General features: G+C 71.1%; 23 protein-coding genes. 10 read left to right on the top strand and 13 right to left on the bottom strand.

The window, feature by feature from the left end:
* Positions 1–9: 9 nt before the first annotated feature.
* Entirely contained in the window at positions 10–918 is a 909-nt protein-coding gene (locus tag ACFWZ2_RS04880; RefSeq protein ID WP_384541858.1) for an aminoglycoside phosphotransferase family protein, read from the top strand.
* 204 nt (positions 919–1122) lie between these two features.
* Here ACFWZ2_RS04880 and ACFWZ2_RS04875 read toward each other — a convergent pair whose 3' ends face one another.
* The 10 genes from ACFWZ2_RS04875 to ACFWZ2_RS04830 all read right to left on the bottom strand — a co-directional run bounded on the left by ACFWZ2_RS04875 (position 1123) and on the right by ACFWZ2_RS04830 (position 10190).
* Entirely contained in the window at positions 1123–1743 is a 621-nt protein-coding gene (locus ACFWZ2_RS04875) for an HAD-IA family hydrolase (RefSeq protein ID WP_384541856.1), read from the bottom strand.
* A complete protein-coding gene (locus tag ACFWZ2_RS04870) occupies positions 1740–2282 on the bottom strand; it encodes a GNAT family N-acetyltransferase (protein ID WP_384542169.1) in 543 nt (180 codons plus the stop codon). Before ACFWZ2_RS04870 ends, ACFWZ2_RS04875 begins: the two co-directional genes overlap by 4 nt.
* 152 nt (positions 2283–2434) lie before the next feature.
* Positions 2435–2989, bottom strand: a complete 555-nt coding sequence (locus ACFWZ2_RS04865; protein ID WP_384541853.1) for a hypothetical protein — start codon at positions 2987–2989, stop codon at positions 2435–2437.
* Between the two features lie 82 nt (positions 2990–3071).
* Positions 3072–3755 carry a hypothetical protein gene (locus ACFWZ2_RS04860; protein ID WP_384541850.1) on the bottom strand — a complete coding sequence of 228 codons (684 nt, stop codon included), beginning with the start codon at positions 3753–3755 and terminating at the stop codon, positions 3072–3074.
* A gap of 359 nt (positions 3756–4114) precedes the next feature.
* Complete coding sequence (locus tag ACFWZ2_RS04855; protein ID WP_384541847.1) at positions 4115–4474, bottom strand: GntR family transcriptional regulator; 360 nt, start codon at positions 4472–4474, stop codon at positions 4115–4117.
* Between the two features lie 4 nt (positions 4475–4478).
* On the bottom strand, positions 4479–5501 hold the full coding sequence (locus ACFWZ2_RS04850) for a DUF1648 domain-containing protein (RefSeq protein WP_384541844.1): 1023 nt from the start codon (positions 5499–5501) through the stop codon (positions 4479–4481).
* A gap of 569 nt (positions 5502–6070) precedes the next feature.
* Positions 6071–6688 (bottom strand): GNAT family N-acetyltransferase, encoded by a 618-nt coding sequence (locus tag ACFWZ2_RS04845; protein ID WP_384541841.1) that lies wholly within the window; start codon positions 6686–6688, stop codon positions 6071–6073.
* Positions 6689–6857: 169 nt separating this feature from the next.
* Complete coding sequence (locus ACFWZ2_RS04840) at positions 6858–7103, bottom strand: hypothetical protein (RefSeq protein WP_384541839.1); 246 nt, start codon at positions 7101–7103, stop codon at positions 6858–6860.
* 474 nt (positions 7104–7577) lie between these two features.
* Positions 7578–8660, bottom strand: coding sequence for a family 2 encapsulin nanocompartment cargo protein polyprenyl transferase (locus ACFWZ2_RS04835; protein WP_384541836.1), 1083 nt, complete (start codon positions 8658–8660; stop codon positions 7578–7580).
* A 123-nt stretch (positions 8661–8783) separates the two neighbouring features.
* On the bottom strand, positions 8784–10190 hold the full coding sequence (locus ACFWZ2_RS04830) for a family 2B encapsulin nanocompartment shell protein (RefSeq protein ID WP_384541834.1): 1407 nt from the start codon (positions 10188–10190) through the stop codon (positions 8784–8786).
* A gap of 182 nt (positions 10191–10372) precedes the next feature.
* On the opposite strand from ACFWZ2_RS04830, the gene ACFWZ2_RS04825 reads away from it, so the two are divergent.
* The 4 genes from ACFWZ2_RS04825 (at position 10373) to ACFWZ2_RS04810 (ending at position 15058) form a co-directional block, all read left to right on the top strand.
* Positions 10373–12979: a rhomboid family intramembrane serine protease gene (locus tag ACFWZ2_RS04825; protein WP_384541831.1), complete on the top strand. Its 2607-nt coding sequence runs from the start codon at positions 10373–10375 to the stop codon at positions 12977–12979.
* A gap of 89 nt (positions 12980–13068) precedes the next feature.
* Entirely contained in the window at positions 13069–13305 is a 237-nt protein-coding gene (locus tag ACFWZ2_RS04820) for a hypothetical protein (protein ID WP_384541829.1), read from the top strand.
* 138 nt (positions 13306–13443) lie between these two features.
* Positions 13444–14034: an N-acetylmuramoyl-L-alanine amidase gene (locus tag ACFWZ2_RS04815; protein WP_384541827.1), complete on the top strand. Its 591-nt coding sequence runs from the start codon at positions 13444–13446 to the stop codon at positions 14032–14034.
* A 64-nt stretch (positions 14035–14098) separates the two neighbouring features.
* Positions 14099–15058, top strand: coding sequence for a 1-aminocyclopropane-1-carboxylate deaminase/D-cysteine desulfhydrase (locus tag ACFWZ2_RS04810; RefSeq protein ID WP_384541824.1), 960 nt, complete (start codon positions 14099–14101; stop codon positions 15056–15058).
* Here the strand turns inward: ACFWZ2_RS04810 and ACFWZ2_RS04805 are convergent.
* Entirely contained in the window at positions 15037–16635 is a 1599-nt protein-coding gene (locus ACFWZ2_RS04805) for a Na+/H+ antiporter (protein ID WP_384541821.1), read from the bottom strand. The genes ACFWZ2_RS04810 and ACFWZ2_RS04805 overlap by 22 nt on opposite strands.
* Before the next feature lie 46 nt (positions 16636–16681).
* Here ACFWZ2_RS04805 and ACFWZ2_RS04800 point away from each other — a divergent pair, with 46 nt between their 5' ends.
* The 3 genes from ACFWZ2_RS04800 (at position 16682) to ACFWZ2_RS04790 (ending at position 18642) form a co-directional block, all read left to right on the top strand.
* Complete coding sequence (locus tag ACFWZ2_RS04800) at positions 16682–16942, top strand: UBP-type zinc finger domain-containing protein (protein WP_384541818.1); 261 nt, start codon at positions 16682–16684, stop codon at positions 16940–16942.
* 258 nt (positions 16943–17200) lie between these two features.
* The gene (locus tag ACFWZ2_RS04795; RefSeq protein ID WP_062782207.1) at positions 17201–17614 is read left to right on the top strand and encodes a hypothetical protein; all 414 of its coding nucleotides are present in this window, start codon (positions 17201–17203) and stop codon (positions 17612–17614) included.
* Entirely contained in the window at positions 17611–18642 is a 1032-nt protein-coding gene (locus tag ACFWZ2_RS04790; RefSeq protein WP_384541815.1) for an RNA polymerase sigma factor SigF, read from the top strand. The genes ACFWZ2_RS04795 and ACFWZ2_RS04790 overlap by 4 nt, the downstream gene beginning before the upstream one ends.
* Before the next feature lie 44 nt (positions 18643–18686).
* On the opposite strand, the gene ACFWZ2_RS04785 is transcribed toward ACFWZ2_RS04790, so the two are convergent.
* Entirely contained in the window at positions 18687–19145 is a 459-nt protein-coding gene (locus ACFWZ2_RS04785; protein WP_384541812.1) for a hypothetical protein, read from the bottom strand.
* An 80-nt stretch (positions 19146–19225) separates the two neighbouring features.
* Between ACFWZ2_RS04785 and ACFWZ2_RS04780 the strand changes: the two genes are divergently transcribed.
* Both ACFWZ2_RS04780 and ACFWZ2_RS04775 read left to right on the top strand, forming a co-directional pair.
* The gene (locus ACFWZ2_RS04780; protein WP_055551718.1) at positions 19226–20194 is read left to right on the top strand and encodes a diacylglycerol kinase family protein; all 969 of its coding nucleotides are present in this window, start codon (positions 19226–19228) and stop codon (positions 20192–20194) included.
* A 316-nt stretch (positions 20195–20510) separates the two neighbouring features.
* Positions 20511–20768: a WhiB family transcriptional regulator gene (locus ACFWZ2_RS04775; RefSeq protein WP_016639615.1), complete on the top strand. Its 258-nt coding sequence runs from the start codon at positions 20511–20513 to the stop codon at positions 20766–20768.
* Positions 20769–20949: 181 nt separating this feature from the next.
* Here the strand turns inward: ACFWZ2_RS04775 and ACFWZ2_RS04770 are convergent, their stop codons facing one another.
* Positions 20950–22416, bottom strand: coding sequence for a sensor histidine kinase (locus tag ACFWZ2_RS04770; RefSeq protein ID WP_384542166.1), 1467 nt, complete (start codon positions 22414–22416; stop codon positions 20950–20952).
* Positions 22417–22577 lie beyond the last annotated feature (161 nt).

Here is a 22577-nt window from a genome sequence, read left to right as displayed (position 1 = left end):
GAGTTGCCCTTGTTGATCGACACCGACCTCGTACGGCGGCTGCTCGCCGAGCAGTTCCCGCAATGGGCCGACCTGCCCGTCGCTTCGGTGCCGCTGCCCGGCATGGACAACGCGACGTTCCGGCTCGGCGACGACATGTCCGTACGACTGCCGCGCTACGAGCGGTGGATCGGGCAGGTCGAGCGGGAACAGCGGTGGCTGCCGTGGCTCGCGCCGCAGCTGCCGCTCACGGTCTCCACGCCGCTCGGGCTCGGCAGACCCGGGCAGGGCTACCCCTTCCCCTGGTCGGTCTACCGCTGGCTGGACGGCGAGGCCGCGACCACCGAAGGACTCGCCGACCCGGTGCGGACGGCGACCGAACTGGCCGGATTCATCGGCGCGTTGCAGAAGATCGACGCGACCGGCGGCCCCGCCCCCGACCTGAGCAACGCCTTCCGCGGCGAGCGCGTGGGCACGGAGTGCGCGTCGCTGGCCGCCGACTCCCTCGTACGCGCCAAGATCGCCAAGCTGGACGGCATCGTCGACACGGACACCGTGACGGCGGTGTGGGACGCCGCGCTCGCCGCGCCCGCGTGGGACAGGCCGCCGGTGTGGCTGCACGGGGACCTCGCGACCGGCAACCTGCTGTCCGTGGACGGGCAGTTGAGCGCGGTCATCGACTTCGGCACGCTCGCCGTGGGCGATCCGGCCTGCGATCTGATCCCCACGTGGATGTTCCTGCCCGCATCGGCGCGCGACGCGTTCCGCGAGGCGGTCGACCAGAACGACGCGACCTGGGCCCGGGCGCGCGGCCTTGCCCTCGCGGGATCCCTGCCGGTCCCCGACGACCCGTTCTTCGCGATCCCGGCACGGGTGACGGCGGCGCTGCGGCATCTGGAGGCGGTGCTTGAGGACTTCCGGGCGTACGGGGGGTGGTGAGCGCCGCCCGGACCCGCGCCGCCCGGACCCGCGGCGCGCGGGTCCGGTGCGGTTCGGGTGCACCCCGAAGGGGCGCGGGGCTGTGTCGATACGCGGCTCCGCCGTGAGGGGGGGGTGCCCCCCTGCCCGAACGGAGTTGAGAGCTTGCGCAAGCGACCAGCCACGACGCACCCGCAGATGTGGACCGCACGTCCCGCGGCGCGCTCAGAGCAGCGGCTCCAACACCGCCCGCAGGTCACCGTGTTCGCGGTAGTGCAGCCCGCTCATCCCGAGCGCGACGGCCGCGTCCACGTTCTCCCGCCGGTCGTCCACGAAGAGGCAGCGCCCTGCGCCGACCCCGGCCCGCTCCGCCGCCACCTCGTAGATGCGGCGGTCCGGCTTGACGACGCCGAGGTCGGCGCTGCTGATCACGTCGTCCACCAGGCCGGTGAGGCCGAGCAGGGCCAGGTCGTCGGCGAGCCACGGCGTCGCGTTCGTGACGAGCAGGACGGGGAGCCCGGCCGCACGCACCTGCCGCAGCAGCCCGACGACGACCTCGTCGGCCCGGAACTTCGCCTCGGCCAGCGTGGTCGCGAGTTCACGCCCGCGCGGCCACGGCACCCGGTCGGCGAGTCCGCGCGCGATCGCGTCGATCCACTGCTCCTTGGTGATCTCGCCGCGCATCAGCGGCAGATCGGTCTCGGGCGCGAAGGCGATCTCGGCGGTGCTGCCCGCCGCGAGACCGGTGGCGCGCTCCAGCTGTTCCAGTTCCGCCATGTCGTAGAAACGGATCACGCCGTCGAGATCACTCAGTACGGCGTCGAAGTCCCGGCCGGAGGTCGTCATCGGATGTGTCTATCACGCTGCTCACGCTGCTCCACGGGCATCCGGTACCGCACCTTCTCCTTCGCGGGGACGCCCATGCGGTCGTAGAAGCGGATGGCTCCCTCGTTCCACACGGGTGTCTGCCACTGCACTTCGGTCAGGCCGAGCCCGCGCGCCTCGGCGGCCACCGCGTCCAGCAGGAGCCGGCCGAGGCCCAGGCCGCGGTGGCCGTCGCGCAGGAAGAGGCAGTCCATGTGGAGGAACTCGGCGCCGTCCCAGGTGGAGATCTCCGCGGCGCACGTGGCGTATCCGACGAGTTCACCGCCGGGCAACTCCGCGACGAGGCAGCGCAGACGCGGCGCGGGCACCTCGAAGAGGAGCGCCGAGAGCCGCTCCGCGAGGTCGGCGGGGACCGGCGCGGCCTTCTCGAACGCGGCGTGCTCGGCGGCGAGTTCGACGACACGCGGCAGGTCGGCGGGGCGGGCGGGGCGCACGGTCGGGGCTTCGGGGCTGCCGTCTTGCGCGGACGGGCTCAAGGGGGCGTCGCCTTGCGCGGACAGGCTCAACGGGTCGTCACCTTGCGCGGACAGGCTCACCGGCCCGTCGCCTTGCGCGGACGGGCCCAACGGGCCGCCGCCTTGCGCGGACGGGCCCAACGGGCCGCCGCCTTGCGCGGACGGACTCACCGGCCCGTCGCCTTGCGCGGGCGCACTCACCGGGCATCCCCCTCCACCACGTCCGCGCCCCACGCCGCGAGCCGCTCCGGCACCGGTCCCGTCCCGTCGAGCACGTGCCGCGTGAAGGCGTCCCGCTCGTGCGTGAGGACGGCCGCCTCCCAGACGCAGGGCGCCAACCCGACGCGCCCCGGCCTGAGTTGACCCGGCTCACCGGCGGGCCCCACGAACACCGCGAGGTCGGACATGTACCCCTCGATCCAGCTGTGGACGAGGACGTAGTCGCCGTCGCCGCCCGCGTGCACGATCAGCACGGCGAGCCCGAGCGACCCACGGGCTCGGCCGGTCGCCAGATGCGCCGCGGCGACATCGAGGGCCACCGCCTCGTCCGGCCCGGCCACGGTCCGCCCCGGCGCCTCGACGGCGTACACCTTCACGAGATGCCCACCGGCCTCACGGACACCCAACGCCCTGATGGAACGGGCGTGATGCCCCTCGGAGAGCGCGGTGATCCCGTCGATGTCGACGGCGTCGGGCAGGGTGTCGGGCCGGGTCACCGGAGGCTGCTCGGGGAGTTCCTTGATTTCGGTCATGCGCCCATGATGCCGATCTTCAGGCGGAGTGCCAGAGCCGTTCTCCCGGGCCCGAGCGAGCACCGAGCGAGCGCCGAGCGCCTCAACTCTCCCCGAGGGCCTTGCGGATGGCGTCCCGCAGCCGGTCCTGGTCCGCGCGGACGGCCTCGTACCGTGACGGTTCGCGACGGAGGTCGGCGCGCTGCTTCTCGTTGCTGACGGCCCACCACACCCCGGCGACGTTGAGCTTCCTGTTGCACTCGACGTCGGCGACGGCCGTACCCAACTCCCTTTTCGTATGGTTGGTGTTGCCGTCCTCGGCGCCCTTGCGCCACGCCTTGTCCCGGAAGGCGGCCGTCGGGCTGTCGTACCGCTTGAAGCCCTTGTCCTCGACGCAGCGCGACCAGTCGCCGAAGACCCGGCGCACCCGCCTGTCCTCGGCGACGGCCTTGTCGATCTTCTGGCTGCGCTCGGGGACGTACGCCCATGTGCTCGTCCGCTTCGCCAGGTCCCCCGCGAGCCGCCGCGAGGCCTGCGCGGTGCAGCCGCCCTTCGGGACCTTGCGCCCGTTCACCACGGTCGCAGCGCCGTCGACCGCGCCGAAGCTCTGCAGCACCTCGTACTCCCGCGGCCGCACGGCCCGCCCCTCCGGCTCCCCCGTCTCGTTCCACGTCATGGCCCGGTCCGGATCGAACCCGTAGCCCCAGCGGCGGGCCTGCCCGAGGTCGAGCGTCCCGTACGGGGACACCGCGGCCAGCGTGAGGACGGAGTCGAACGACTCGCTCATCTCCGCACGCCCGGGGTTGAGCGGAAAGTCCGAGAACCCGTAGGAGCGCATGCATTTCTGTACGAGACGTGCCTGAGCCCGCGCCATACGCCTGTTGTCGCGGTCACTCAACTCGTATCGATCCAGCGGAAGTTCGGGAAAGTCGGACGCGCTCTTCACCCGCGGCACACCGGCCTCCCGCGTATACCCGGGCGCCGCGTCCCCCGACTCCGCCCCGGAGCCGCCGCACCCGGCCAACACCGCACCCGCCAGGGCGAGTACACCCCACCGCGTCTTCATCGCACCCCTCCCCGGATGGCACAGCCGACAGACGGCACAGCCGACCGTGGGACCCTACCTCCCACCCACCCCCGAAGGACTCACGCCTTCAAGGCCGCACTCACCATCGACATCACCTCGTCGTCGGTCAGCCCGAGCTCCAGCGCGTCCGCCACGAACTCCCCGACCCGCTCCACCAGTTGGGCGCGGGCCCGGGCCGATGCGCCGTCGGCGACGATGGCGCCCCGCCCTCTGCGGAGTTCGATCAGGCCTTCGTCACGCAGCTGCTGATAGCCGCGCAGCACGGTGTGCACGTTCACGCCGAGCGACCCGGCGAGCATCCGGGCCGCTGGCAGCCGCTCCCCCGGGCGGACACTGCCGCCGACGACGGCACGGCGCGCGCAGGCCGCGATCTGGTCGCCGAGCGGCACGGACGATGTCGTGTCGATCCGGAACAGCATGCCGTCAGCGCCCCTCGGCCCGGCGCTCGACCAGGGTGTTGAGCAGCGCGGCGGCGGTGCCCGAGTCCTCCACGGTCACGGCGAAACTCTTGCCGTTGGCACGCCGGACGACCAGCGCCTCGCCGGACCTGAGGATGATCCCGGAGCCGCCGGGACGGATCCGGTACCCCCAACCGCCGTAATCCGCGAGGGCGTTGACCGAGTCGCTGTCCGCCCGCTCCATCCGGTCGAGCGGCAGCCGCACGCGCGGCCACGGCAGGGCGCCCGGCGACACCGTGAGACCGCGCCGGTCGACGGCGACGCAGGGCCTGGCGAACCCGGCGACGAGCAGCCCGGGAACGAGCAGGGAGAGCGGGGTCAGCCAGTCCCGCTGCAGCCACGCCACGACGATCCCCGCCACGGCCAGCGCGACACCGAGCCCCCAGAGCCACCAGGACCCGGTCCTGCAGACCCACCCGGCCACCTCGGCGTCGGCGAGACCGAGCCGCGCGACACCCCCGTCACCCTGCGCGCCGGGCACCGGACGCACCATCGGCAGCGCCGCGCGCCGCCCAAGGCCCTGCCCCAGCGCGGCACCGACACCCGCCGCGACCACGGCCACGCCGACCGCCACGGCCAGCTGCCACAGCGGGAACCGGACCGCCGCCCCGTCCGCGACATCACGGTTGGCGAACAGGCTCGCCGTCATCGGCCAGCCGAGGAACCCGGCCGTGGCCCAACAGCAGGCGAGCACACCGGCAAGCCCCCGCCGGTACCGGCTGTAGCCGCTCTTGAGCGCCACATACCCGGCCACCGCACCGAGCCCGACGAACAGCCCGGCGTTCACCACGAGATAGGAACCCCGCCCGGCATACCCGTCCGCCGCCCCATCGGCCCCGAAGTGACTGGCGATCCGGTCCGGCAGCCGGTCCCGCAGCATCACGTACGCCACCAGCTCGACGAGAAACGCGAGCGCGAAGGGCAGCACCGCGAGGACGCCCGCGGCGGCACGGGCGGAGGAGTTGGCACGACCATCGACATCTGACATGAAAGCCTCCCTTGTTCGCATCCTAGTAGAACAATGAAGACGTAAGAACACCCACCCCCGCACAGCTCCCCCACACACAGCTCCACCCAGCCCTGCGTACGACCATGTGGGCACGCAATTCCCCACCGGGACGCGGAAGACGCCACCGGTCACCGATCAGCCGCCGCCCCCACCGGAACCAGCACCCGAATCCGCACCCGCCCCCGTGCCCGTACCCGTACCGGCACTCGGAGCCGTCGGCTCATCCTCACCAGGCCCGGCCCACCGCCCCCGTGACCTGGACCGCGAGTACGACCGTGCACGCCCGCGCCGCCGCGCCCCCGCACGCCCCGCGGATTCCGCGTCCTCCTCCGCGACGCACGCCTCGCACTGCGCGTTGCGGCACGGCCCGGGGCCCCACACGGGGACGAACACCCCGAGCACCTTGCGCCGCCGGATCGCCGTGCCCAGAGGCTGTCCGCAGAGCTCGCACCGGGGCTCGCCCTGCGGGCCGGGGCCGGTCCGGCGCCCATCGCTGCCCATGCATCCAGGGTATTCCGGCCACGAGACGTCGGGCAGTCCCCGCGACGTCAGCCGCCGGCCCCACCCGTCACACCGCGCGGCTCGCGCCACATGGGCCACATGCGCGGCCCGTCCGGCAGATCCAGCGTCGTCCCCATGAAGCCGAAGCCAAGACGTGCGTACAGGTCACGGCTGCGCGCGTTGCTCGCCTCCAGATAGGCGTGCAGCCCCTCGCGGTCACACCGTTCGAGCACGGCGGCGACGAGCGCCGTCCCGAGCCCTTCCCCCTGCCGCTCCGGCTGCACGGCGATCATGTGCAGATACTGGTGCGGGCGATCGGTCGGGTGGACCGCATCCGTCAACCGCCCGACGAGCTCGACCCGTTCATTGTCCGGATCCACGGCCTCACGCAACAACGCGGGCCCGTCTTCCCCGCCCTCCTCAGGCACACCCGCGGGCACGGACCACCACAGGGCCGCCGCCGCACCGTCCTCGGTGACGTCGACGTACCCCTCATCGAGAGCGAGGTCGAAGAAGGCCTCCATCAACCCGCTGTGCATGCGCAGCCGGTGCTCTTCCCCGGGAAAGACCCAACTGCTCACCGGATCCTGCATGAACGCCTCGTCGAGCAGCCGGACCACATCCGCCCGGTCGGCCTCCCCGGCCCGCCGTATCGCCACACCCACAGCCCACTCCCTGCTCAACTCCACGCCACACGCCAGCCGTTGCAGCCTAAGTGATCACCCCCAGGACCAGACAGATCCCCGCACACGACAAAGGGCCCCACCCCCAACCCGAGACAGCAGGAGGCAAGGCCCTTCGCAACGACAGATCAACTACGACTCCGGCTCACCCTCAGCCGCCGAGCGCGCTCTGCCTGAGCTTGTCGTTCCGGTTCATCGCCAGCTTGTCCAACATCTTCTGCACGGCCTTCGGCACGGATTCCAGCTGACCGGCGTCTACAGGCTGCTTCACCTTCGCGAAGGCCGGAACGTCGGCCGAGGCGAGCCCTTCACCATCGGCGTGCGCCACAGCCGGGGCGGCAAGCACCACCAGGGTTGCGGAGGCGACAGCTCCGAGCGCTCTGCGGGCAGTTGACATGACGGATCCTTACGGAGTTTCGAGGCGTCTACGGACGCGGCAGTTCTAGCCCTCCCCCACCTTCCACACCCCCCGATCAGCCTCCCGTGGGCGCGCCGCACCCACTACCGCGTCATCATCTGGTCCAGCAATCCGCTCACCACCCAACGGCCAAGCTCCCGCGGCCGCGATACGGGGGCGACGCGACGCCCCGGCGAGGACACCAGCCGCGCCTCGGCCCGTTGCCCGACCCCACCGCCCCGCAGCCGCGAACGCGACCGGAGAGGACGCGGCGCCATGTCCGCCCGGAGCACACGAGCCCACGCACCGAGTCACACGACGACGGCAGGGAACCGGGACAGCGAGGACGGACATACCGCCGCGGCCCCGCCCCACAACGCACCCCGCGACACACCCGGCCCACGCCAACACGAACGCCCCCGAGGCGCACCCGGCCCACGCCAAGGCAGGCGCGCCCCGCGACGGCGGCGCCCCTCAGTGCGTACGCCGAGTAACAAACTCCGCCAACGCCAACAACCCACCCGCAGACTCCGGCACCGGCACAGCCCGAGCAAGCTGCCCTATCGCCCGAGACATCCGATCAGCCGCATGCCCCTGCGCCCAGTCACGCCCCCCGGCCCGCTCCACCGCCCCGGCCACCCGCTCCAGATCCCCCTCCCCCGGCACCCCCGCATACAGCGCGGCCAACTCGACCGAGGCCGGCGTCCCCGACGCCAGCGCGGCGACAACCGGCAGCGACTTCTTGCGGGCGGCAAGATCGGCCCGCGCAGGCTTACCCGTACGCCCAGGATCACCCCAGATCCCGATCACGTCATCGATGAGCTGAAACGCGAGCCCGGCCTCCCGCCCGAACGCGTCGAGCGCATCGACCTCTTCCCGCCCCGCCCCCGCGTACAACGCCCCGAGCGCACAGGCGCACCCGAGCAACGCCCCCGTCTTGGCCTCCGCCATGGCAAGGCACTCCTCGAGCGTGACCTCGTCCGGCCTCCGCCGCTCCAGCACGCCATCCGCATGCTGTCCCGCACAGAGCTCGACCACGCAGGCGGCAAGCCGGGCGGCCGCCGCCGAGGCCCCCGGGTGGGGATCCTCGGCGAGCAGCCGCTGCGCCAGGGCCTGCAGGGCGTCCCCGGCAAGGATCGCGTCGGAGTCACCGAACACGGTCCACGCGGTGGGCCGGTGCCGCCGCGTGGTGTCGCGGTCCATCACGTCGTCGTGCAGCAACGTGAAGTTGTGGGTCAACTCCACGGCAGCCGCGGCCCGTACGGCCATGGCGGGCTCCCCGCCGAGCGCCCGCACCGCGGCGAGCACGAGCGCGGGCCTGATGGCCTTGCCCGCATGCCCGGCGGCGGGCGTGCCGTCCGCGTGCTCCCACCCGAAGTGGTAGAGCGCGATCCGCCGCATCGACCCGGGCAGCGAGTCGATCGCCCTGCGCAGCTCCGGGTCGACGCACAGCCGCGCCGACGCCAGGATCTCCGCGGCCTCGTGCCCGTCGCCGAAACTCTCGGCCCGCGCCCTCACGTCCACCACGCCTACCGTGTCCGTCGTCGTGTCCGTCATGGACTCACCCCGGAAAGGATGCGGATGGTGGCGGTCCCTTGACCTGTGGGCGCATACGGAGGGGATGTACCCCGCACCACAACAGGGAACCCGGGCCCGACCCCCCGCCCCCCGGCCGCAATCTCACCTCCAGCGACCGATCTCGACGTTCTCCAGCACGCCGAGCGCGTCGGGCACGAGCACCGCCGCGGAGTAGTAGGTCGACACCAGGTACGAGATGATCGCCTGCTCGCTGATGCCCATGAACCGTACGGACAGGCTCGGTTCGATCTCGTCCGGGATGCCCGTCTGGTGCAGGCCGATGACGCCCTGCTCCTCCTCGCCCGTACGCATGCAGATGATGGAGGTCGTGCGCGCCTCGGTGACCGGAATCTTGTTGCACGGGTAGATCGGTACCCCGCGCCACGTCGGGATCCGGTTGCCGGCCACGTCGATGGTCTCGGGGACGAGCCCGCGCTTGTTGAGCTCGCGGCCGAACGCGGCGATCGCGCGCGGGTGGGCGAGGAAGAGCTTGGATCCACGCCTGCGGCTGAGGAGTTCGTCCATGTCGTCGGGGCTCGGCACACCGTCGTGCGGCTGGAGCCGCTGGTCGTACTCGCAGTTGTTCAGGAGGCCGAACTCGCGGTTGTTGATGAGCTCGTGCTCCTGGCGCTCCTTGAGCGCCTCAACCGTCAGCCGCAACTGCTGCTCGGTCTGGTTCATCGGCTGGTTGTAGAGATCGGCCACGCGCGTGTGGATGCGCAGCACCGTCTGGGCGACGCTCAACTCGTATTCGCGCGGCGCCGATTCGTAGTCCACGAAGGTGCCGGGCAGCACCGCTTCGCCGACGTGTCCCGCGGAGAGGTCGATGGGCGCCTCGCCGAACTTGTTGGTGCGCTGCGCCGGGATGGAGCGCAGCTGCTGGATGTGGGCACGCAGTGACTCCGAGCGCTCCGCGACCTGTTCGAGGTCCTGGCGGGGCAGGGTGAGCACGGTGCACGCGGTGGCGGCGCGCGCGGTGTACTCCCAGATGGTCTCGGGGTCGAGGAGCGCCTGCTCGCCGAAGTAGGCACCGTCGGCGAGGGTGCCGAGCACCGTGTCGTCCCCGTAGGGACCCGTGCCGACCTTCTCCACCCGGCCGTGCGCGAGCAGGAACACCTCGTCCGCCGGGCTGCCGAAGGACGTCAGGACCTCGCCCGCGGCGAACTCCCGCTGCTGGCAGCGCTGTGCGAGCTCCCCCAGCACGTCCTGGTCCTCGAAGTCCCGCAGGATCGGCAGCTCGCCGAGCTCGGCGGGGATGACCTGCACTCGGTCACCGGTCTTCACAAAAGTGACCCGGCCGTCGCCGACCGAGTAGCTCAGCCTCCGGTTCACCCGGTACGTGCCGCCCTGTACCTGCACCCAGGGCAGCGTGCGCAGCAGCCAGCGGGAGCTGATCTCCTGCATCTGCGGTGCCGACTTGGTGGTGGTGGCCAGATTCCGTGCGGCCGATGTGCCGAGACTCTGCTGCGGCTTCTCCGACTCGGCGCGGATCTCTTCGCCTACCGACATTGGCTACGCCCTCCCAAGAACCTGCGGTGATCAACGTCGACAGCCTTCCAGCACGGAACGTGCGCGCGCCATTACACAAAAGAGCGGGAATGGATCAACCCTCCACTGGGCAGGGAGGGCGATTCCACTCGTTCGGCCCAGCTCCGGATGTGTCGGGCCCCGGCTGCTGGTGGGCTCGGGAGATGACCACCTCCGAGGCATCAGCCGCCGCCGCGGAGGACCCGGCTCCGGCGGCCCCGCTCGCGCCGCCCGGCGAGCGCGGCCCGGTCCGCTGGCTGCGCGCCGTCGGCCGGGCCTTCGAGCCGGTCCGCCGCGCGCCAGTGACCGTGTTCGTCGTCGTCGCGCTGTGGTCGGTGGGCGCGTTCACCGGCAGCCTCGGCGGCGGGCCTCCCGCACCGCTCCTGAACGACGTGGGCGTGGGCGTGCCCGCACTCGCCGACGGCCGCTGGTGGACCCCGCTGACGTCCGTCCTGTGGTGTTCGGGGATCGGCAACTACATCGGCTCCACGCTGTTGCTGCTGCTCCTCGGCGCGGCGGCCGAGCAGCGCATGGGCTCCGTGCGCACCGGCGTCGTCATGTTCCTCGGCCAGGTGCTCGGCTCGCTGCTGGGCACCGCGGTCGTCAAGCTCGGCTCGCTGGCCGGCGAGGACTGGCTGGACGAGCTCTCGCACGACCTGACCGCGACGCCCGGCATCGCGGCCTGTGCCGTCGGCGCCTTCCTCAGCTTCCGGCTCAGCGCCCTGTGGCGGCGCAGGCTCCAGCTGATCCTGATCGTGTTCCCGCTGATGCTCGCGCTGTACGTCGGTCATCTCCAGGGGGTGCTGCGCCTCGCCGGCACGGTGGTCGGCCTCGGGCTCGGCGCGTTCGCGCATCGCGACACACACCGCCTGCGGATGCCGCACGCCTCGCACTCCGAGGGCCGGGTCCTGGTCGCCCTGGTCGTGGCCGCCTCCGCCCTGGGGCCACTCGTCGCGACGCTCTACAAGGACTCGCTGGGCCCCTTCAACGTCCTTGATCTGTACGTCTCCGGGGGCCCGAGCGCCCAGCAGATCGCCGACGCCTGCGTCCGCGCGGGCACGGAGTGCGACCGCATCCGCGCCCAGGACCACTTCTACGGCTCCCCCGCGATGCTCATGGGCATCGCGATCCCCCTGCTGCTGCTCGTCCTCGCCGAGGGGCTGCGGCGCGGTCTCAGGCTCTCGTGGCGGATCACGGTGGTCGCGCAGCTGGTGTGGCTCGGGCTCATGGCGTTCCTGCTGAGCGACATCGCCTCGCACCCGGACCGCTACGTCCTGGAAGGCAGCGACCAGGCCGACCAGAAGGCCGCGATGATCCAGGCGGTCGTCGAGCAGATGCTGCTGCCGCTGCTCGTCCTCGTGCTGCTCTTCCTCACCCGCAGGGTCTTCGACCAGCGGCTGCCCCGGGCCACCGTGACCTGGCTCGCGGGCACCGTCGGCGGCACGCTGCTGCTCTCGTGTCTCGCGTATGTGGGCATCGGCTACGCGGTGCGCGACCAGTTCACGCCCGACGCGACGTTCTCGAAGCTGGTGTCGGGCCTTCCCACCCAGTTCCTGCCGCCCAGCTACGAACCGTTCTTCTTCCAGGGCCAGGCCCCCGTCCCGGTCGGCGGCACCGCGCTCACGCTGTACGAGTACTGCGGGATGCTCTTCTGGGTGGTCACCCTGATCGCCCTCTTCGTGGCGTTCCGGCGGCCCCTGATGCACGCCGACGCCGACGCGGCCGCACGCGCGCGTGCCCTGCTCACGGCGCACGGCGGCTCCACGCTCTCGTATCTGACGACCTGGCCGGGCAACCACTACTGGTTCTCCGCGGACGGCCGGGCCGCCGTCGCCTACCGCGTGCACTCGACGGTCGCGCTCACCACGGGCGACCCCTTCGGGGAGGCGTCCGCGCGCGCGGACGCGATCGACGGCTTCGCCGAGTACTGCGACGAGCGCGGCTGGACCCCCTGCTTCTACAGCGTCACGGCCGACGCCAAGTCCCGTACGGACGCGCTGGGATGGAGTTCGGTGCAGGTCGCCGAGGACACCGTCGTACCGCTTCCTGAGCTGGCGTTCACGGGCAAGAAGTGGCAGGACGTGCGCACAGCCCTGAACAAGGCCAAGAAGGAGGGCATCACCGCCGAGTGGCACTCCTTCCCGGAGGCGCCGATCGCCCTCACCGACCAGATCCGCTCGATCTCGGAGGAGTGGGTCGCCGACAAGGGGCTCCCGGAGATGGGCTTCACGCTCGGTGGCCTCGACGAGCTCGACGATCCCCATGTGCGCTGCCTGCTCGCGGTCGACGAGGACCGCACGGTGCACGGCATCACGAGCTGGATGCCGGTGTACGGGGATTCCGGCGACCCCGCAGAGGACGGCGCGGACCCCCGCCCCGTGGGCTGGACCCTGGACTTCATGCGGCGCCGTTCCGACGGGTTCCGCGGCTCGATGGAGTTCCTGATCGCGTCGGCGGCGCTCGGCTTCAAAGAAGAGGGCGCCCAGTTCCTCAGCCTCTCCGGAGCGCCGCTCGCCCGCTCCGACACCGCCGAGCCGCCCGCCGCGCTGCAACGCCTCCTGGACTACGCGGGCCGCGTCCTGGAGCCGGTCTACGGCTTCCGTTCCCTGCTCAACTTCAAGGCCAAGTTCCAGCCGCGGTACCGGCCGATGTACATGTGCTACCCGGACCCGGCAGCCCTGCCCAACATCACCCGGGCCATCGGCAAGGCGTATCTGCCGCACATGAAGCCGGCCCAGGGAGTACGCCTGATGCGCAAGCTCACCGCATAGCGGGGGAACTCCAAGATCCGCGCATCCGTTGAACCCCACGCAGGCACCGCACCACCCGCACCCTTCGCACCAACCGGCAGGAGACAGCAATGGCAGGCTTCCTGGATCGCGCCAAGGAACAGGCGCAGCGCGGACTCACGCAGGGCAAGCAGAAGCTGGACGAGGTCCAGGACAAGCGCGCGGGCGACGCCCTCCTGAAAAAGCTGGGCGCGGCGTACTACGCGGAGCGCCGGGGCACCGGCTCCCCGCAGGCCACCCAGCAGGCGCTGCAGGCCCTGGAATCCCACATCGCGGCGAATGGCGACGGCTTCTTGCACGGCAACTGACCGGATCGGCTCGCACGCTGCCCGAACAGGTACCGGATTGCGCCCGAACAGCTGGTCCGGGCACCGGAGTTCCGGTACAAGCTGGGCGTACGAGGCGGCCGCGACCGGCGACCGTCGCGCCCCGCAAAGGAGACGGTCATGGCCCCACCCATGTCCGCGGGCAGGTTCCTCGACATCCTGCGAGACGAAGGCGTGACCGTCGTCGAAGTAGGCGACTGGGAGCACCACAACCGCAACCACAAGGGCCCCTGGGGGCCGGTGCACGGCGTCGTGATCCACCACACGGTGACGTCGGGCAGTCAGCGCACGGTGGAGATCTGCCGCGACGGTTACGCGTCGCTGCCGGGTCCGCTCTGTCACGGCGTCATCACCAAGGACGGCCAGGTCCACCTCGTCGGCTACGGCCGTGCCAATCACGCGGGGCTCGGCGACGACGACGTCCTGCGGGCGGTGATCGCGGAGAAGCGGCTGCCGCCCGACAACGAGGCGAACACCGACGGCAACCGCCACTTCTACGGCTTCGAGTGCGAGAACCTCGGCGACGGCGAGGACCCCTGGCCCGAGGAGCAGCTGGACGCCATCGAGAAGGTCTCGGCCGCGATCTGCCGCCACCACGGCTGGACGGAGCGCTCGGTCATCGGCCACCTGGAGTGGCAGCCGGGCAAGGTCGACCCGCGCGGCTTCACCATGGACTGGATGCGGGAGCGCATCGGAGAGCGCCTCAAGTAGCCCACCGGGAGCCCCGGCGCAGGGCTCCCCTGCCGGACCACGCACCAAGGGAGACAATGGCGGGGTGCACCACATCCCGCCCGTCCCACCCGCCCCGGCCGCCCTGCGACCCCTGCTGCCTTCGCCGCTGCAGCCCGTCGAGGACGACCGCTTCACCCGCCACGGCGTGCGGCTGCGACTCAAGCGGGACGATCTGATCCACCCGGACCTGCCGGGCAACAAGTACCGCAAACTCGCCCTGAACCTGGCGGCCGCGACCGACGCGGGTCACGACACCCTGCTCACCTTCGGCGGCGCCTACTCCAACCATCTGCGCGCCACCGCCGCGGCGGGCCGCCTCCTCGGCCTCGCAACGATCGGCGTGGTCCGTGGCAACGAACTCGCTGAGCGCCCCCTGAACCCGTCCCTGACCCGGTGCACGGCCGACGGCATGCGGCTGCACTTCGTCGACCGGGCGACGTACCGCCGCAAGCACGAGCCGGAGACGCTGGCCGCACTCCTGCGCGCGGCGGACGCCCCCGGCGCGTATGTGATCCCGGAAGGGGGCAGCAACTCCCTTGCCGTACGCGGCTGCACCGCCCTCGGCGACGAGCTGCGCGAGCACACCGACGTGGCGGCCGTGGCCTGCGGCACCGGCGGCACCCTCGCCGGCCTGGCCGCCGGGCTCGGCCCCGACCGGCGGGCGCTTGGCATACCGGTCCTCAAGGGCGGTTTCCTCGGCCCCGACATACAGGCCCTGCAGCACGGCGCGTTCGGCACGCCGACCGCCAACTGGCACCTGGACGACCGTTTCCACTGCGGCGGCTACGCCCGCACCACCCCCGAACTCCTCGCCTTCGCCGACGACTTCGAGGACCGCCACGGCCACGCGCTCGGCCTCTCCGTGGAGCGCCTCTACGTCGCCAAGCTCCTGTACGCCCTGACCGTCCTCTCCGAAGAGGGCGCTTTCCCGCCCGGGACCCGCCTCACCGCCGTGATCACCGGCGCGCGCGACGACGTCGCTCAGTCCTCGACCTCCCGGTAGGCCGCCGCCTCCTCCAGGTCCAGCTTGCGCAGCAGCGTCCGCATCATCTCGTCGTCGATGCGCCGTTCGTCCCGCATCTTCACGAAGACCTCCCGCTCCGCGGCGATCGCCTCGCGCGCAAGCCTGCGGTAGGTGTCGTCCGCCGACTCCCCCGTGACGGGGTTCGGCTGGCCGAGGCGCTCCCACACGGAGTTGCGGCGCCGCTCCAGAACGGTGCGCAGACGGTCCTGGAGCGGCGGAGGAAGGCAGTTGCGGCGGTCCTGCATGAGTTCCTCCACCCGCGCCTCCGCGGCCTGCGAGGCGGCGTTCTGCGCCTGCGCCTCCGCGAGGGTCTGCGCCTGCGCGTCACGGCCCGGCAGTTTCAGGACACGGATCAGCCACGGCAGTGAGAGCCCCTGCACGACGAGCGTGCCGATCACCGTGGTGAAGGTCAGAAACAGGACAAGATTGCGCGCGGGGAAGGGCTCCCCGTCGTCCATGACGAGCGGGATCGAGAAGGCGATCGCCAGCGAGACCACGCCCCGCATCCCCGCCCAGCTGACGATGAGCGGCCGCCGCCAGTCCATGTCGTCCTCGCGTTCCCTGATCCGCTCCGACAAGCACCGGGGCAGATACGTCGCCGGGTACGACCACACGAAGCGCACCACCACGACGAAGACGAAGACGCCGACCGCGTACCAGACCGCCTGGCCCACGCTGTACTCGCCGAGCCCCTTGAGCACGACGGGCAGTTGGAGCCCGATGAGCGCGAAGACCGCCGACTCCAGGATGAACGCGACGACCTTCCACACAGCGGCCTCCTGCAGCCGCGTCTCGAAGTCGACCTGCCAGGAGCGGTGCCCCAAGTAGAGGGCGACGACGACCACGGCGAGCACTCCGGAGGCACCCACTTGTTCCGCGGCCGCGTACGCGACGAAGGGGATGAGCAGCGACAGCGTGTTCTGCAGCATCGCCTCCTTCAGGTGGGTGCGCAGCCAGTGGATCGGCACCATCAGGAGCAGCCCGACGCCGACCCCGCCGACCGCGGCCACCAGGAACTCCTGGATGCCGCCCGCCCAGCTCGCGCCCTCCCCGACGGCCGCCGCGAGCGCGACCTTGTAGGCGGTGATCGCGGTCGCGTCGTTCACCAGGGACTCGCCCTGCAGGATCGTGGTGATCCGTGAAGGGAGCCCGACCCGGCGCGCGATGGCGGTCGCGGCGACCGCGTCCGGCGGCGCGATGACGGCCCCCAGGACGAGCGCCGCGGTCAACGGGAGGTCGGGGATGAGCAGATACGCGAGCCAGCCGACCGCGAGCGTCGCGAACAGTACGTAACCGACCGAGAGCAGCGCGACCGGTCTGAGGTTGGCCCGCAGATCCAGATAGGAGCTCTCCAGGGCGGCCGTGTGCAGCAGGGGCGGCAGGATCAGCGGCAGCACGATGTGCGGGTCGAGATGGTAGTCCGGCACTCCGGGAACGTAGGAGGCGATGAGCCCCGCCCCGACAAGAAGAAGCGGTGCGGGCACCGGAGTCCGGCGCGCGGCCCCGGCCACCACGGCGCTCGCCGCGATCAGCGCCACCAGCGGCAATACGTCCATCGGCAGAGCCCTCCACCCTCGGCGTTCCCGTCGTAACCTGGCCATCATGAACGAGTGCTTGCACGTCACAGCGCTGCCGCACCCCGAGCCCGAGCCGCTGAGCGACACCTGCCTCGAATGCCTCGCGGTCGGCAGCCACCCCGTCCAACTGCGGCTGTGCCTGGTGTGCGGGCACGTGGGCTGCTGCGACTCGTCGCCGTTCCAGCACGCGACGGCCCACTTCAAGGACAGCGGACACCCGGTGATGCGCACCTTCGAGCCGGGCGAGAGCTGGCGCTGGTGCTTCGTGGACGGTTCGATCGTCTGAGGCCTGGGTACGTCACCCCCCTGTCGAAGTGACTGCCCGTACTTTGCAATTGGGCCCGCAGACCCCTAGCCACTGTCCGTACCCGTAGGCTTACTATGAGTGACAGCATCGGGGCGGGGTCCCCGGGACACGGAGCTGGGGAGCGCGGTAGCGTCACCGCAGAACGACGTGGTGCGTTACCCGTGTGACGCAGTCCGGTTCGCCGCTGCGCGGCAGGACCGGAGCCCCGAAAGTGCTTGTACCACCTTGGAGGTGAGGGTGTCCCAGATCGCAGGCGAGCCCGGGAATCAGGACTTCGTGGAGGTCCGCCTCCCGGCTGCGGGTGCCTACCTGTCGGTGCTGCGGACGGCGACGGCCGGCCTCGCGGCGCGTTTGGACTTCACTCTCGACGAGATCGAGGACCTCCGGATCGCGGTCGACGAGGCCTGCGCGATCCTGCTCCAGCAGGCCGTGCCCGGCTCCGTGCTCAGCTGCGTCTTCCGGCTCGTCGACGACTCACTGGAGGTGACGGTCTCGGCGCCCACGACCGACGGCCGGGCCCCGGAGCGGGACACCTTCGCCTGGACTGTGCTGTCGGCCCTCGCGGGCCAGGTCGACTCCGCCGTCGCCGAGGACAACACCGTCTCGATCAGCCTCTACAAGAAGCGCGGCGCGGGACCCGGGCCGGCGTGAGGAACGGGGACGGGCCGGTGCGGGACGAAGAGCGCGGCACACAAGGTCTGCCCGTCGGCGGCAGGGAGGGGATGCCCCGTATGACCACCGGAATCCCCGAGCAGCAGGCCAAGCCGCACCCGGAGGATCCGGAGAAGCCGGGTCCGCTGACGGTGGCCGATGTGTCGGAGCAGGCAGAGCCGACCGCCAAGGACGAGCTCAGGAAGCTCTCCGGCCGAGGCGGCGGGCGACGGGCGGGAAACATGAGCGAGCACGAGCACAGCCGGCACGATCCACAGGACCGCAGCGGCGCACGCGCGATGTTCATCGAGCTGCGCGCCCTGAAGGACGGCAGTCGGGAGTACGCGGAGCTGCGCAATCAGCTGGTCCGCATGCACCTGCCGCTCGTCGAGCACCTGGCCCGCCGCTTCCGCAACCGCGGCGAGCCGCTCGACGACCTCACCCAGGTCGCCACGATCGGCCTGATCAAGTCCGTGGACCGCTTCGACCCGGAGCGCGGCGTGGAGTTCTCCACGTACGCGACCCCGACGGTCGTCGGTGAGATCAAGCGGCATTTCCGCGACAAGGGGTGGGCGGTCCGCGTTCCCCGCCGTCTCCAGGAGCTGCGTCTCGCTCTGACGACGGCGACGGCCGAGCTGTCCCAGCTGCACGGCCGCTCCCCCACCGTGCACGAGCTCGCGGAGAAGCTGGCCATCTCCGAAGAGGAGGTCCTCGAGGGCCTGGAGTCCGCCAACGCGTACTCCACGCTGTCCCTGGACGTCCCCGACACGGACGACGAGTCACCGGCCGTGGCGGACACCCTGGGCGCCGAGGACGAGGCCCTGGAGGGCGTCGAGTACCGGGAGTCGCTCAAGCCCCTCCTGGAGGACCTGCCGCCGCGCGAGAAGCGCATCCTGCTGCTGCGCTTCTTCGGCAACATGACCCAGTCGCAGATCGCTCAGGAAGTCGGCATCTCCCAGATGCATGTCTCACGCCTGCTGGCGCGCACGCTCGCGCAGCTGCGCGAGAAGCTCCTCGTCGAGGAGTAGCCACCCAGAAGTGACCGCCGGGACCCTGTCCCGGGAGAGGGTCGCTACTTCTGGTCCTGCACATCACCGGGGCCCCGGATGCCCAGGGCCTCGGTCGTCGCGGGATTGACCAGCAGGACGAGCGAGGCGATCGCCACGACCGCGAGCGCGATGCCCGCAGGGATCGCCGCACTGTCGGCCTGCAGCAGCTGCCAGGCCACCGGCAGCGCCATGATCTGCGTGATGATCGCGGGCCCGCGGCTCCAGCGGCGCAGCTTCAGCAGCCCGCGCGCGGCGAGCAGCGGCAGCAGCGCGAGGACGATCAGCGTGATGCCGCCCGTCTCGGCCTGCCGCGGATTGTCGGGCGACCCCGCGAGCCCCATCACGAGCATGTAGACACCCCCGCCGAGGAGGGCGAGCCCCTCGAGTCCGGCGAGTGCCGCGGCGGCCGTCAGCCGACCGGGACGTCCCCCTGTCTCGGGCGTCTCCGGGGCTTGGGGGGTGGATTTCCGCTCAGTGCTCACTCCAGCAGGGTAGCTCTGCGTATGCGCGGCCCGGCACCTCGGTCTAGGCCAGGTAAAGACGGCTAGGTAGTCTGCTTCGCATGCGTGCACTCCTCGTGGTCAATCCAGCGGCAACCACCACCAGTGCGCGTACGCGTGACGTCCTGGTCCACGCCCTGGCGAGCGAGATGAAGCTCGAGGCGGTCACCACGGAGTACCGGGGACACGCCAGGGACCTCGGTCGGCAGGCCGCGGAGAGCAAGGACATCGAGCTGGTCGTCGCCCTCGGCGGCGACGGCACCGTCAACGAAGTCGTCAACGGACTGCTGCACCACGGCCCCGATCCGGACCGCCTCCCCCGCCTCGCCGTCGTCCCCGGCGGCTCCACCAACGTCTTCGCGCGCGCCCTGGGGCTGCCGAACGACGCCGTGGAGGCCACGGGTGCCCTCCTGGACGCCTTGCGCGAGGGCAGTGAGCGCACGGTGGGCCTCGGCATCGCGGGGGGCACTCCGGGCACCGAGGACGAAGCCGTGCCGTCGCGCTGGTTCACGTTCTGTGCCGGACTCGGCTTCGACGGCGGCGTGGTCGGCAGGGTCGAACAGCAGCGGGAGCTCGGCAGGCGCTCGACGCACGCCCTCTATGTGCGCCAAGTGCTCCGTCAGTTCATCGACGAGCCCCACCGCAGGCACGGCATGATCACGCTGGAGCGGCCCGGCGAGGACCCGGTGACCGACCTGGTGATGTCCATAGTCTGCAACACCTCCCCGTACTCCTACCTGGGCAATCGCCCCCTGTACGCCTCCCCGCAGGCGTCCTTCGACACGGGTCTCGACGTGCTCGGTCTGAAGAAGCTCTCGACCGCCGCGGTGGCCCGGTACGGCACACAGCTCCTGACGTCCACGCCGGATCGCGGACCGCACGGTAAGCACGCGGTTACGCTGCACGACCTCACGGACTTCACCTTGCAATCGAAGGTCCCGCTCCCCCTCCAGATGGACGGTGACCACCTCGGGCTGCGGACGAGCGTGACGTTCACAGGCGTACGCCGTGCACTGCGTGTGATTGTGTGAGTGGAAGGGCCTAAAGTCCTTTCACTCGAACGTTTAGGCCAGGGTCCACCCCATGGAAGTACGGCTGTGACCCAGTCGACACTGAGGAATCAAAAAAAACTTTCCGGAAGGGGTTGTATCCGCCGCCGAGGTTTGCGAATCTCTACATGGCGATCGGGACGGCCCGCAACATCGGCCCCACAGAGAGCCAGAACCCCTCCTCCACCACAGGTCCACGCCAGGCAACTGGCTGTCGGCCCTTCCCGTGCGGGGGGATTCGTGAAAGCGTTCACATTCACAAGCAACCTGCATGTAATACCAAGGAGAGGTAGCAGCCATGGACTGGCGTCACAACGCCGTTTGCCGCGAGGAAGACCCCGAGCTCTTCTTCCCTATCGGCAACACCGGTCCTGCGCTGCTGCAGATCGAGGAAGCCAAGGCCGTCTGCCGCCGCTGCCCCGTCATGGAGCAGTGCCTGCAGTGGGCGCTCGAGTCCGGCCAGGACTCCGGCGTCTGGGGTGGCCTCAGCGAGGACGAGCGCCGCGCAATGAAGCGCCGCGCCGCTCGCAACCGTGCACGCCAGGCCAGCGCCTGACGCCCACACCCCTGACGAGCCTGAGCTTGGCGGCGCGTACAGCGCGTACGCATCTCCCGCCCCCGAGCCGCAGCCGCGCAGTACCCCCGATGCGCATCGCAACGTGAGCAGTGAGCCCCGGACCATGTGGTCCGGGGCTCACTGCTTTGTCGTGTCTGTTTGCCGCTGCGACGTACGGCTCCTACTTGTCGCCGCGCACCGGGATGTCGAGGATGACCTGCGTACCGCGCTCGGGGGCGCGCACCATGTCGAAGGTGCCGCCCAACTCCCCCTCGACCAGGGTGCGCACGATCTGCAGGCCGAGATTTCCGGAGCGGTGCGGATCGAAGTCGTCGGGCAGTCCGACGCCGTCGTCCTGGACGGTGATCAGCAGGCGCGCTTCCTTGGTGGTGCCGCCGCGCACCGCGGAGACCTCGACCGTGCCGGTGTCCCCCTCGCGGAAGCCGTGCTCCAGGGCGTTCTGCAGGATCTCCGTGAGCACCATCGACAGCGGAGTGGCGACCTCGGCGTCCAGGATCCCGAAGCGTCCGGTGCGCCGGCCCGTGACCTTGCCGGGCGAGATCTCGGCGACCATCGCGAGGACCCGGTCGGCGATCTCGTCGAACTCCACGCGCTCGTCCAGGTTCTGGGAGAGCGTCTCGTGGACGATGGCGATGGAGCCCACGCGGCGTACGGCCTCTTCGAGCGCCTCGCGGCCCTTGGCCGAGTCGATGCGGCGGGCCTGCAGGCGCAGCAGCGCGGCGACCGTCTGGAGGTTGTTCTTCACCCGGTGGTGGATCTCCCGGATGGTCGCGTCCTTGGTGATCAACTCGCGCTCGCGGCGGCGGAGTTCGGTGACGTCGCGCAGGAGTACGAGCGAGCCGATGCGGGGCCCCTTGGGCTTGAGCGGGATCGCGCGGAGCTGGATCACGCCGTCGCCGCCCTCGATCTCGAACTCGCGCGGCGCCCAGCCGCTGGCGACCTTGGCGAGCGCCTCGTCCACCGGGCCGCGGGACGGGGCGAGTTCGGCCGTCGCCCTGCCCAGGTGGTGGCCCACGAGGTCGGACGCGAGACCCAGGCGGTGATACGCGGAGAGCGCGTTCGGCGACGCGTACTGGACGATGCCGTCCGCGTCGAGCCGCAGCAGACCGTCACCCACGCGCGGGGAGGCGTCCATGTCGACCTGCTGCCCCTGGAAGGGGAACGATCCCGCGGCGATCATCTGCGCGAGGTCGGACGCCGACTGGAGGTAGGTCAGCTCCAGTCGCGAAGGGGTGCGCACGGTCAGCAGGTTGGTGTTGCGGGCGATGACCCCGAGGACGCGCCCTTCCCTGCGTACGGGGATGGACTCGACCCGTACCGGGACCTCCTCGCGCCACTCCGGGTCGCCCTCGCGCACGATGCGGCCCTCGTCCAGGGCGGCGTCGAGGAGGGGGCGGCGGCCGCGCGGGACCAGGTGGCCGACCATGTCGTCCTGGTAGGAGGTGGGGCCGGTGTTGGGCCGCATCTGCGCCACGGACACATAGCGGGTGCCGTCGCGCGTGGGGACCCAGAGCACGAGGTCGGCGAAGGAGAGGTCGGAGAGCAGCTGCCACTCCGAGACCAGCAGATGCAGCCACTCGAGGTCGGAGTCACCGAGGGCGGTGTGCTGGCGGACGAGGTCGTTCATGGAGGGCACGTGTGCGAGCGTACCTTTCGCTTCCCGCGGGCCCGCTCGTCGAGGATTCCGCCGGGATCCCGGCGCCGCCCCGAGAGGCTCCGGAGGTTCCCGACGAGCCGCGGCGCCAGGGCGGGACCCTCAACCCACCCACGGCACCGCAGCCCTTCAGG

It is taken from the genome of Streptomyces sp. NPDC059002, from assembly GCF_042740435.1.
GTDB lineage: Bacteria > Actinomycetota > Actinomycetes > Streptomycetales > Streptomycetaceae > Streptomyces.
Note: the sequence above shows the minus strand (reverse complement) of the source record. Positions and strands in the feature narration are given on the sequence as shown.